Here is an 11,845-nt window from a genome sequence, read left to right on the forward strand (position 1 = left end):
GTGAATGGCATAGATGACGGCGTGTAGCGCTGTGGATAACCTTTAGAAAAGCGTCGACAGCAATAACAATCAACGTGTTATATAACTGGCTGATTTTATGTCATCAAAAAAAATTTGGAGCGGGAAACGAGACTCGAACTCGCGACCCCGACCTTGGCAAGGTCGTGCTCTACCAACTGAGCTATTCCCGCATAGAAGGGTACTGCAACTGCTAAACACATTTTGGAGCGGGAAACGAGACTCGAACTCGCGACCCCGACCTTGGCAAGGTCGTGCTCTACCAACTGAGCTATTCCCGCAAAGAGGATACTGCTACTGCTAAAAAAATTTGGAGCGGGAAACGAGACTCGAACTCGCGACCCCGACCTTGGCAAGGTCGTGCTCTACCAACTGAGCTATTCCCGCGCCTTGTACCGTTAATAAATTCTTCACCGGTACGGGGTGCGCATTATACGAGAAATCGTTGCTGCTGCAAGTGCCTGAAAGCAAAATTTTCCGCTTTCGATGCGTTTGCTGATTAAATCAACAAACTGGCGATTTCCTGCGCACCGCCTGACGCTTAAAGCTGCAAAAAGTGCTCGCGGTAATAAACCAGCTCGGCAATGGATTCACGAATATCATCCAGCGCCTGATGCGTTCCGGTTTTTTTGAAGCCTGGCAAAATACCCGGCTTCCAGCGACGCGCTAACTCTTTCAGGGTGCTGACATCCAGATAGCGGTAATGGAAGTAGGCTTCCAGTTCCGGCATGTATTTGAACAGGAAGCGACGATCCTGCCCAATGCTGTTACCACAAATAGGCGAAGTATTGGCTGGCACCCATTTTTTCAAAAACTCAATGGTCGCCAACTCTGCCGACCGATCGTCAAATTCGCTGGCTTTTACGCGCTCAACCAAACCGCTGTTGGTATGGGTACGCACGTTCCACTCATCCATCAGCGCCAGTTGCGCATCAGACTGACGCACCGCCATCACTGGGCCTTCTGCCAGGATATTCAAATCGGCATCGGTCACGATGGTCGCGATTTCAATAATACGATCGCGTTCCGGATCGAGGCCGGTCATCTCAAGATCAATCCAGATCAGATTGTTTTCATTTCCAGTAGCCATGCTGTTACCTGCCGTTGCTGTAGTCGTCATTAACTGTGATTAGGGTGTATCATAGACGTTTTGCCCAGCGGGGCGAAACCAGGCGAAAGCCGTGTGAGGGTTAGTGAGCAAAAATAAACTGTCGAAAGGTCAACAACGTCGCGTAAGTGCTAACCACGATCGTCGTCTTAATCAGCGGAAAGATCGCCCGGAAGCTGACGACAATCTGTTTGGTGAAGCTGCTGATGGCGTGGTGGTCAGCCGTTTCGGGATGCATGCCGACGTCGAAGACAGTGCGGGCATCGCCCATCGTTGTAACATTCGCCGCACCATCCGTTCATTAGTGACCGGCGATCGCGTTTTATGGCGTCCTGCCCACAGCGGTGGCAAAGGGATCGTCGAAGCGGTGCATGAACGCACCAGCGTATTGACCCGTCCCGATTTTTACGATGGCGTAAAACCCATCGCTGCCAATATCGATCAAATCATTATTGTTTCGGCGATTCTGCCAGAGCTGTCGCTTAACATTATCGATCGTTATCTGGTCGCCAGTGAAACGCTGGATATTGAGCCGCTGTTGGTGCTGAACAAAACCGACCTGCTGGACGAAAAGGCACGCGCCTTTGTTGATGAGCAGATGGATATCTATCGCCAGATTGGCTACCGCGTGTTGATGGTGTCCAGTCGGGCAAAAAACGGCCTTGATGAACTGCAGGAAGCGCTGAACGATCGCGTCAGCATTTTTGCCGGCCAATCGGGTGTGGGTAAATCCAGCCTGCTGAATGCGCTGCTCGGCCTTGATCGCGGAGAGCAAACGGCCATTCTGACCAAAGATGTTTCAGATGCCTCCGGCCTCGGCCAGCACACCACCACCGCTTCACGTATGTATCACTTTCCCAATGGCGGCGATGTGATCGATTCACCGGGCGTGCGCGAGTTTGGTTTATGGCATCTTGAGCCGGAACAAATCACCCGTGGGTTTGTCGAATTCCGTGAGTTTCTTGGCGATTGCAAATTCCGTGATTGCAAGCATGACACCGATCCGGGTTGCGCTATCCGCGAAGCGGTAGAAGCAGGTAAAATTAACATTTCCCGTTTCGAGAACTATCACCGCATTTTGGAAAGCATGGCGCAGGTAAAGACGCGTAAAAACTTCGCCAGCGAAGAATAACGGCCGGTATTCGCCATCTGACCGGGGCGCTGCTACAATCCGCCCCCATTTTTCTTAACGTCACGATAAATAGCCAGGAGGCTAAGGTGTTTGATCGTTTAAAACTCGGCTTGAATCATGTTCTCCCGAAAAAATGGCTGACTGAACTTGCCGGTTGGGGCGCCAGTCGCCGCGGTGGTTGGTTGACCAAACTGGTCATCGACATCTTCGTCTGGTTCTACAAAGTTGACATGGCGGAAGCGCGCAAATCTGATACCGCTAGCTATCGCACTTTCAACGATTTCTTTGTTCGCCCGTTGAAAGATGACGCGCGCCCGATTGACCTTGATGCAAACCTGATCGCCCTGCCCGCCGATGGCGCAATTAGCCAGCTTGGCCATATTGATGGCAATCAGATTTTTCAGGCTAAAGGCCATCATTACACCCTCGAAGCACTGCTGGCCGGTAATGAGCAGATGGCGGCGAAGTTCCGCGATGGCGAGTTTGTAACGACTTATCTGGCACCGCGTGATTATCACCGTGTACATATGCCGTGCAATGGCATCCTGCGCGAAATGATTTACGTGCCTGGCGATCTCTATTCAGTAAACCCGCTTACCGCGCGCAACATTACCAATCTTTTTGCTCGCAACGAGCGCGTCATCTGCTATTTCGAGACGGATATTGGCCCAATGGTGCAGATCCTGGTGGGTGCCACCATTGTCGGCAGCATTGAAACCGTGTGGGCAGGTACCATTACGCCGCCGCGTGAAGGTGTGATTAAACGTTGGCACTATCCTGCGGCTGATGATGAAGGCGCAGTGGTGTTATTGAAAGGTCAGGAAATGGGCCGCTTCAAGCTGGGCTCGACGGTCATTAACTTGTTCGCACCAGGCCGCATAAAACTGGCAGAAAGCCTGGAAGCTGAAAGTAAAACACGTTTGGGCCAACCGCTGGCGATGACGCTACCGATGGCGCCCCACGTTTCTGACGTTATCGTCGACTAAATTGAGTGTTCCCTTTGCGTTCGATCCTCTTCTTGCTGCTGAGCCTGTGGCTCAGCACCTCAGCCTTGGCGGCCAGCGTTCCGGAAGCCAGTTCTTTAAAACAGCAGCTGGAAGAGGCGAAAGCCGCTAAAAGCTCTCCGGCACAGGCGGAACAGATTCAGTCGCTTGAAGCTGCGCTAAATTCCCTTTCTGAACGTGATGAATCACTGGAACGGGCCCGGCAGTATCAGCAAGTTATTGATGACTTCCCGCGCCTTTCCCGTGAAATACGCCAGCAAATTGCCTCGCTAAACGACAGTCCTAAAACCCTTCGAACGACGATGAGCAGCGCTGAATTGGATCAAGAGATCCTGCAGGTCAGCAGCCAGTTGCTGGAAGAGGGACGGCAGGCTCAGCAGGAACAAGATCGCGCGCGTGAAATCAGTGACTCCCTCTCTCAACTGCCGCAGGATCAGACAGAAGCGCGTCGCGCCATGACTGAAAGTGAGCGTCGTTTGCAAAGCGCAGGCAACGGCGGCACCACGCCGCAATCACAGACGCAATTGGCCGCACGTCAGGCAGAAAATGCCGCGAACAAAGCGCGCGTTGATGAGATAGAGCTGGCACAGTTGTCAGCCAATAATCGCCAGGAGCTGGCACGCATGCGCGCGGATGCGCATCAACGCAAAGCCGCGCAGTTAGATAACTATCTTCAGTTACTGCGTAATCAGCTCAACGACCAGCGCCAGCGCGAAGCTGAACTGGCGTTAGCGCGGACAGAGCAGTTGGCGGAAAACAGTGGCGATCTCCCGCCATCAATCAGCGATCAGTTCCGGGTTAACCGCGATCTTTCCGGTGCGCTGAATCAGCAGGCGCAGCGTATGGATTTGGTGGCTTCGCAACAGCGACTGGCTACCAATCAAATTATTCAGGTGCGTCAGGCGCTCACCACGTTACGCGAGCAGTCGCAATGGCTGGGTGCATCGAGCTTATTGGGCGAAGCGTTACGTGCTCAGGTTGCCCGCTTACCGGAGATGCCGAAGTCCCAACAGATTGATAACGAGATGGCGCAGCTGCGGGTGCAGCGCCTCTATTATGAAGATTTGCTGGAACGTCAGGATGCGTTGCGTAAAGCGCATCAGGCCGATGGACAGCCTTTCACCAATGATCAAAAACGTATTCTTGATGCGCAGCTGAAAACCCAGCGCGAACTGCTGAATTCGCTGATCTCCGGCTGCGATACCTTGATCCTTGAAATCACCAAGCTGAAGGTCGCTAACACGCAGCTTCAGGATGCGTTAACAGAAGTCAAAGACGCGACACATCGCTACCTTTTCTGGACTGCCGACGTCAGCCCCATTAGTTTGAGTTATCCGCTGGAGCTGGCTAAGGATCTGTCGCGTCTGCTGTCGCTCGACACCTTAGGCCAGCTCGGCAAAGCGCTGGCGATGATGTTTACCAGCCGTGCCACGGTGCTGCCTATTATCGGCGCGGTTTTATTGGTGGGTTTCAGTATTAGTTCACGCCGTCATTTCAACGGCTTCCTTGATCGCTCTGCCAGCAAAGTCGGCAAGGTAACGCAGGATCGTTTTCGCCTGACGATTCGCACCGTGTTTTGGTCGATTCTGGTGGCGTTACCGCTGCCGGTATTATGGGGCGCACTGGGATATGGTTTGCAAAATGCCTGGCCTTATCCGATCGCAGTTGCGATTGGCGATGGCATTACCGCCACGCTGCCGCTGCTGTGGGCGTTTATGATCAGCGCTGCGTTTGCACGTAAAAACGGTTTGTTCATTGTGCACTTCCGCTGGCCCCAGAGCCGCGTGGCGCGCGCAATGCGTTATTACTCGCTGAGTATCGGCCTGATTGTGCCGCTGATTATGTTGCTGATCGCCTTTAGCAACCTCGAGGATCGCCAGTTCTCCTCCTCGCTAGGCCGCCTCTGTTTTATCCTGATCTGTGGTGCAATCAGCCTGGTTACCGTTAGCCTGAAACGCGCCGGTATTCCGTTACATCTGGATAAAGAAGGCAACGGCGAAAACATCATTAACCGCGTGTTGTGGAATTTGATGATTGCGATCCCCCTGCTCGCCGCCCTCGCCTCGGCGATTGGTTATCTGGCGACCGCGCAGGCGCTGTTGGCACGTCTGGAAACCTCGGTAGCGATCTGGTTCTTGTTGTTGATCATTTACCACATTATTCGTCGCTGGATGTTGATTCAGCGCCGTCGCCTCGGCTTTGATCGTGCCCGCGCACGCCGTGCCGATATATTGGCAAACCGCGCACGCAGCGAAGAAGAGAAAGAGCAAGGCGCGCAAAATGTGGATGCGATTGAGATAGAAGAACCGGTCATTGATCTTGATGCCATTAGTGCGCAATCGTTGCGGCTGGTGCGTTCTATTCTCACCTTGATTGCTTTGGTTTCGGTGATTGTCCTGTGGTCAGAAATTCATTCGGCCTTCGGCTTCCTTGAGAATATCCGTCTGTGGGATGTGAACACTTCTATACAAGGCGTCGAGAGCATTCAACCGATCACGCTTGGCTCAGTATTGATTGCGATCCTGGTGTTTATTATCACCACGCAGCTGGTACGTAATATGCCCGCACTGTTGGAGTTGGCTCTGCTACAACACCTTGATCTTACGCCTGGCACCGGTTACGCCATTACCACGCTAACCAAATATGTGTTGCTGTTAATTGGTGGCCTGCTGGGTTTCTCATTGATTGGTATTGAGTGGTCGAAACTGCAGTGGCTGGTCGCCGCACTCGGTGTTGGATTGGGCTTTGGTTTGCAGGAGATTTTCGCCAACTTTATTTCTGGCCTGATTATTCTGTTTGAAAAACCTATTCGCATCGGTGATACCGTGACAATTCGCGATCTCACCGGCAGCATTACCCGAATCAATACCCGTGCGACCACCATTACCGATTGGGACCGCAAAGAGATTATCGTGCCTAACAAAGCGTTCATTACCGAGCAGTTTGTTAACTGGTCCTTGTCAGATTCAGTAACACGTGTGGTGTTAACCATTCCAGCGCCTGCGAAAGTGAGCAGTGAAGAGGTTACGACCATTTTGAAACAGGCCGCCGAGCGCTGCAGTTATGTTCTGGATACTCCACCACCAGAAGCATTCCTGGTTGATTTACAGCAGGGCATTCAACTGTTTGAATTGCGTGTTCATGCCGCTGAGATGGGGCATCGCATGCCGCTGCGCCATGAATTGCATCAGCTCATCCTGCAAGGCTTTGACCAGCACGGCATTGAAATGCCCTTCCCTCCATTCCAGATGCGAATGGAAACGTTGGGCAAGAAAGCGCCAGCGACCAATGGCGCGCCCGCGTCACGTAATTTCAAATCAGGTGGTTTGTAGAAAAAGGTTTGTAGGGACAAAGAGCAAACAAAAACGCCCGGTTAAGCCGGGCGTTTTCCTGTTTATCTCACACTTACGCTTACTGCTTCACAAACTCTTCACCCTGCGCGATATCTTTCTTCAGGGTTTCTAACATGCCATCCAGTGCCTGCTGCTCAAAACTGCTTAAGTTACCCAATGGCTTGCGTTCAGCGACGCCATTTTTCCCCAGCAGCAGCGGTTGTGAGAAAAAGCGCGCATATTCCCCATCGCCTTCGACATAGGCACATTCCACCACGTTCTCTTCGCCTTGTAAGGCGCGTACCAGTGACAAGCCAAGGCGCGCTGCCGCTTGTCCCATGGATAACGTTGCTGAACCACCACCCGCTTTGGCTTCTACCACTTCAGTACCTGCATTCTGAATGCGTTTGGTTAAGTCCCTGACTTCCTGATCGCTAAAGCTGACGCCTTTAACCTGTGACAGCAGCGGCAGAATAGTCACGCCCGAATGCCCACCGATGACCGGAACTTCAATATCGCCCGGTGATTTGCCTTTTAGTTCAGCAACAAAAGTATTGGCGCGAATGATATCGAGCGTAGTGACACCAAACAGGCGGTTTTTATCATACACGCCATGTTTTTTAAGCACTTCAGCGGCAATGGCTACCGTAGTGTTGACGGGATTAGTGATGACGCCAATTAACGCTTTAGGTGCAGTTTGAGCAACCTGATCAATCAGGTTACGGACAATGCCCGCGTTGACGTTAAACAGGTCAGCGCGATCCATGCCAGGCTTACGTGCAACACCTGCAGAAATTAATACTACGTCAGCGCCTGTCAGGGCTGGCGTGGCATCTTCTCCACTGAAACCTTGAATTTTTACCGCAGTAGGAATATGGCTGAGATCGACAGCGACGCCAGGCGTAACCGCGGCGATATCATAAAGGGTGAGTTCTGAACCCGCAGGAAGCTGCGTTTTGAGTAAGAGTGCGAGCGCTTGGCCAATGCCACCTGCAGCACCGAGGACGGCAACTTTCATTCGTGACTCCTTATTAAGGTGGGGCAGAGAAGAGCCGAAATTCCATCTGAGTCAGACCTTAATCAACAGCTCAGGCGATGACGATTATCCGCGCTCATTCTACGTGCTAACGCGCTTAATCTCCGGATTCAATAATTACTTATCATCTCATTACCTGAATGACCGACAACTTCGCCGTCTGCAGACAGAGAACGGCTGTGTTCGTTATCTGTTGCTACATCTCCAATAGTATAACAACTTTGCAACCTTTGCCCTGATGCGTCATAAAGCGCGGTTTTGGTCTGAACAAAAATCTTTGCTATTATCCACGCCCGCTGGCCGCTTCAGATAGCTCACTTGCTAACCAATTGAATAAAAATTCATTTAAATGCATAATCATCGCTCTGCCGTGGGCTGAATCCCGGTTATTCCCCTTTTTTATTGGTAACCTATGCGAAACCCATCCAAACAAGACGATCTGATTAAGGCCTTTAAAGCCTTATTAAAAGAAGAAAAGTTCAGTTCCCAAGGCGAGATTGTTCAGGCGCTGCAGGATGAAGGCTTCGAGAATATTAACCAGTCAAAGGTTTCTCGTATGCTCACCAAGTTTGGCGCAGTGCGTACTCGCAACGCCAAAATGGAGATGGTTTACTGTTTACCTGCAGAATTAGGCGTGCCCACCACCACCAGTCCACTGAAAAATTTGGTGCTGGATATCGATTACAACGATGCGCTGGTGGTGATTCATACCAGTCCCGGCGCGGCTCAGTTGATTGCACGCTTGCTGGACTCCTTAGGAAAATCAGAAGGTATTCTTGGCACTATTGCAGGTGATGACACCATCTTTATCACCCCTGCCCGCGCCTTCACAGTTAAACAACTGCACGACGCTATTCTGGTTTTATTCGAACAAGAGCTATAAACCCCGCTTTGGCTGCCGGCAGTTAACCTGCCGGTTACGCGTTCTTTTCTCTCTGTTACACAAGAAACTCAATTTTTTTCTTAAAATTCAGTACATTGAAATTAAATTGCTTCATATTTAGCGCTGCGCGAAAATGGTTAAACCTTTGCGCCAACTTAACCTTTTGCGCTATTTTACACTGCTTTACATCACAGACTTAGCGTCATTACCCAGATCTAAATCAACCTGTAGCCATATCGACCATTACTTTTCGCACAAAAAGACAAAGTGATGCATGTCACTGTTTTAACGTGAAATTAACCACCCAAGCTCATTTTATAACCACTTTTTATAACTTAAGGTTATTAAAATATGTCATAAGGATAAAGAATCGCAAAAAAACATTATTAGCAGAGTATTAATTTCTTCCGTTATTAGTTCTATACTTGTTTTCGTGATGCGAATCACACAAACAAAAAGATAAAAACAGACGACGAGGAAATATATATGAACGTTAAAACCACTATCGCCACCCTGAGTATTCTATCTGCCCTGTCATTTGGTGCTGTTGCAGCTGATTCTATCAATACTTCGCAAGCGCAAAATTTGCAGTCCGTTGGCACCATAAGTGTTAGCGGTGTCGCTGGCTCGCCAATGGATATCAACCAGAAGCTGAGTGATAAAGCCGATCAGCAAGGCGCAAAAGCCTATCGTGTGATTGAGGCTTACAACAACGGCAACTACCACGCGACGGCTGAACTTTACAACTAAGTTCAGGCGATAAGACAACAGATAACGGGCGGCCTTTTTGAAGCGCGCATATGCACTTCGGGTTGCCACCTCAAATTTCAGGAGAGTGAATCATGAAAACCAAATTAACCCTTGCCGTATTAAGTCTGGCTTCTGTTCTGTCATTTGGCGCTAGCGCTGCCAGCTTGGTTTCAAATCAACAGGCGCAGACTCTACAGCCTATGAATCAAACCATTACCGTAAGTGGTCGTGATGGTGATCAGACGAATATCCGTGAAGTGCTTTCTGAGAAAGCCGATGCGCAAGGTGCCAGCCACTATCGTGTTATCGAGAACAATCAAGACAACACCTATCACGTGACAGCTGAGCTGTATAAATAATTAACCGAACCGGTGTTTAAACGACACCTGACACATATCGACGACCCGCTTCATCTTTGAATTCCGCAGGTTGTTGATTGTAATGAGGAGACGAATTATGAAAATCAAAGCAACCATCGCTACAGTTAGCCTGCTTTCAGTTATCGCTTTTGGCGCATCTGCTGCCCAGCTAGTGACTGAACAGCAAGCACAAAATATGCAGCCTGCGGGAACCATCACCATTAGTGGTACGGCTGGCGCACCAATGGATTATCGTGCGCAGCTTTCTCAGAAAGCCGATGAGCAAGGTGCCAGCGCTTATAAAGTGATTGAAGCACGTACCGGTGACAATTATCACCTCACCGCTGAGCTCTATAAATAATTCCTCGTCAGTTTCTTGACGAACCCTTTGGCCCCGCTCGTCGGGGCCCTTTTTCGTTGTTATTTGACATTGAAATGGAGTTGACCTTCCAGCTCTTCTTCTGCTTCATCAAATAATAAAATTAGCGCGCCGTAGCGTCTTTTCTGTCCCTTGCCTAAGTTCACAAATTCGATGTGTAGCGGCATAGGCAGTATTTCACCCGTAACAACCTCCCATAATCCATCCAAATCGCAGATACGCCGATCTTCCAAAGCAAAACGCTCGCTGAACTGGCGAAAGAAATGGGCCTGATCAACGATCTCATTAAAGTCAAAACACTCGTTTTTCATGCGGACAGCTCCCATCCTCCCACTACGGACGACCGCTTTCGTCGTCCGTAGTGATGAAACTAGTTCAGACCGCCCAGATGCAGCGCTTTGATTTCCAGATATTCTTCCATGCCAAGCACCGATCCTTCGCGCCCCAATCCAGACTCTTTAACGCCGCCAAACGGCGCCAGTTCAGTTGATACCGCGCATTCATTAATACCAATCATGCCGCTTTCCAGCGCGGCTGAAACGCGGAAAACGCGCTGCAAATTCTGCGTATAGAAGTAGGCAGCCAGGCCAAACTCTGTGTCATTAGCGCGGCGAATAACGTCATCTTCATCATCAAAGCGGAAGCATGCTGCCACAGGACCAAACGTCTCTTCCTGTGCCAGTTTCATCCCTTCATGCGCCTCAGTAATGACCGTGGGTTGCCAGAAATTGCCACCCAATGCGTGACGTTCTCCTCCCACCAGTACTTTGCCGCCTTTCGCTACCGCGTCTTTAACATGCTGTTCTACTTTCTCTACCGCTGAAGACTCAATCAACGGTCCAACAATCACACCCTCTTCCATGCCATTGCCTACTTTGAGTTTTTTCACTTCGTCGGCGAGTTGGTTAACAAAGCGGTCGTAAACGGCATTATGGATATAAAAGCGATTGACGCTGACGCAGACCTGCCCGGCATTGCGGAACTTATTGGCTATCGCGCCTTGTACCGCTGCATCAATATCTGCATCATCAAACACGATGTAAGGCGCGTTGCCGCCCAGCTCCATCGACACTTTTTTCATGGTTTCGGCGGCGTTACGCATCAGCAGCTTGCCGACTTCCGTGGAGCCGGTGAAAGAGATCTTGCGCACCACTTTGCTGGCCATGATCGCGTCGCTGATAGCATGTGTGTCGCCAGCGACAGCATTCAATACGCCATCCGGCACGCCCGCTTTTTTTGCCAACGCCAGCAAGGCAAACGCACTCAACGGCGTGTTATTTGCGGGTTTAATAATACCGGTACAGCCCGCTGCCAGTGCGGGGCCTAGCTTGCGCGTCAGCATTGCCATGGGGAAATTCCATGGCGTGATAGCGGCCACCACACCAATCGGTTCACGTGTAGCAAGAATGCGCGATCCCGCTTTGGCCGGAGGAATAATTTCACCATTTGCACGCTTGGCCTGCTCAGCAAACCACTGAATAAAGCTGGCGGCATATTCCACTTCGCCTTCGGCTTCTTTTACAGGCTTACCTTGTTCAGCCGTCATTAGCTGACCAAGCCAGTGTTTGTTCTCAATCATCAGCTGATACCAGCGATTAAGAATGTCTGCGCGGGCTTTAGCCGTTTGCGCTCGCCAGGCAGGAAAGGCGCGTTCAGCCGCAGCAATCGCCTGTTCGGTTTCGCTTTTCCCTGCTTTTGCGACCTGCGCTATTACCTCGCCTGTAGCGGGATTGGTCACGTCAAAGGTGGCGGCAGCGTGATGCCATTTGCCATCAGCCAGGTAGCCGGTCTGAAACAGTTCGCTGTCTTGTAGTGAAGTACTCATTGATTCGCTCCTGTCAGTT

Annotated in this window: 11 protein-coding genes and 3 tRNA genes; 7 read left to right on the plus strand and 7 right to left on the minus strand. The window is 50.7% G+C overall.

Features of this window, described 5'->3' with window-relative positions:
- Positions 1-115: 115 nt before the first annotated feature.
- The 4 genes from ACF2G4_RS12135 to orn form a co-directional block, all read right to left on the minus strand.
- Positions 116-191, minus strand: a tRNA-Gly gene (locus tag ACF2G4_RS12135).
- Positions 192-223: 32 nt separating this feature from the next.
- Positions 224-299: transfer RNA gene (locus ACF2G4_RS12140), tRNA-Gly, on the minus strand.
- A 30-nt stretch (positions 300-329) separates the two neighbouring features.
- A tRNA-Gly gene (locus ACF2G4_RS12145) sits at positions 330-405 on the minus strand.
- A gap of 154 nt (positions 406-559) precedes the next feature.
- Entirely contained in the window at positions 560-1,108 is a 549-nt protein-coding gene (gene orn / locus ACF2G4_RS12150) for an oligoribonuclease (RefSeq protein WP_215845469.1), read from the minus strand.
- Between the two features lie 103 nt (positions 1,109-1,211).
- On the opposite strand from orn, the gene rsgA reads away from it, so the two are divergent.
- The 3 genes from rsgA (at position 1,212) to mscM (ending at position 6,594) form a co-directional block, all read left to right on the plus strand.
- Positions 1,212-2,258, plus strand: a complete 1,047-nt coding sequence (gene rsgA, locus ACF2G4_RS12155; protein WP_409074892.1) for a small ribosomal subunit biogenesis GTPase RsgA — start codon at positions 1,212-1,214, stop codon at positions 2,256-2,258.
- Positions 2,259-2,344: 86 nt separating this feature from the next.
- On the plus strand, positions 2,345-3,244 hold the full coding sequence (gene asd, locus ACF2G4_RS12160) for an archaetidylserine decarboxylase (RefSeq protein WP_215845467.1): 900 nt from the start codon (positions 2,345-2,347) through the stop codon (positions 3,242-3,244).
- Between the two features lie 14 nt (positions 3,245-3,258).
- The gene (gene mscM / locus ACF2G4_RS12165) at positions 3,259-6,594 is read left to right on the plus strand and encodes a miniconductance mechanosensitive channel MscM (RefSeq protein ID WP_215845466.1); all 3,336 of its coding nucleotides are present in this window, start codon (positions 3,259-3,261) and stop codon (positions 6,592-6,594) included.
- Positions 6,595-6,673: 79 nt separating this feature from the next.
- Here the strand turns inward: mscM and mdh are convergent, their stop codons facing one another.
- Positions 6,674-7,612, minus strand: coding sequence for a malate dehydrogenase (gene mdh, locus ACF2G4_RS12170; protein WP_215845465.1), 939 nt, complete (start codon positions 7,610-7,612; stop codon positions 6,674-6,676).
- Positions 7,613-8,042: 430 nt separating this feature from the next.
- On the opposite strand from mdh, the gene argR reads away from it, so the two are divergent.
- From argR to yhcN (ACF2G4_RS12190), 4 genes are all read left to right on the plus strand, one after another.
- On the plus strand, positions 8,043-8,513 hold the full coding sequence (gene argR / locus ACF2G4_RS12175) for a transcriptional regulator ArgR (protein ID WP_215845464.1): 471 nt from the start codon (positions 8,043-8,045) through the stop codon (positions 8,511-8,513).
- A 486-nt stretch (positions 8,514-8,999) separates the two neighbouring features.
- Positions 9,000-9,263 (plus strand): peroxide/acid stress response protein YhcN, encoded by a 264-nt coding sequence (gene yhcN, locus ACF2G4_RS12180; protein WP_215845463.1) that lies wholly within the window; start codon positions 9,000-9,002, stop codon positions 9,261-9,263.
- Between the two features lie 92 nt (positions 9,264-9,355).
- Complete coding sequence (locus ACF2G4_RS12185; protein WP_215845462.1) at positions 9,356-9,622, plus strand: YdgH/BhsA/McbA-like domain containing protein; 267 nt, start codon at positions 9,356-9,358, stop codon at positions 9,620-9,622.
- Between the two features lie 97 nt (positions 9,623-9,719).
- Positions 9,720-9,983, plus strand: a complete 264-nt coding sequence (gene yhcN / locus ACF2G4_RS12190; RefSeq protein WP_215845461.1) for a peroxide/acid stress response protein YhcN — start codon at positions 9,720-9,722, stop codon at positions 9,981-9,983.
- Positions 9,984-10,042: 59 nt separating this feature from the next.
- Here yhcN (ACF2G4_RS12190) and ACF2G4_RS12195 read toward each other — a convergent pair whose 3' ends face one another.
- Both ACF2G4_RS12195 and ACF2G4_RS12200 read right to left on the minus strand, forming a co-directional pair.
- On the minus strand, positions 10,043-10,312 hold the full coding sequence (locus ACF2G4_RS12195) for a hypothetical protein (protein WP_215845460.1): 270 nt from the start codon (positions 10,310-10,312) through the stop codon (positions 10,043-10,045).
- A 59-nt stretch (positions 10,313-10,371) separates the two neighbouring features.
- Positions 10,372-11,826 (minus strand): NAD-dependent succinate-semialdehyde dehydrogenase, encoded by a 1,455-nt coding sequence (locus ACF2G4_RS12200; RefSeq protein ID WP_409074893.1) that lies wholly within the window; start codon positions 11,824-11,826, stop codon positions 10,372-10,374.
- Positions 11,827-11,845: the final 19 nt, after the last annotated feature.

It is taken from the genome of Pantoea phytostimulans (assembly GCF_046118715.1).
Taxonomy (GTDB): domain Bacteria; phylum Pseudomonadota; class Gammaproteobacteria; order Enterobacterales; family Enterobacteriaceae; genus Pantoea; species Pantoea phytostimulans.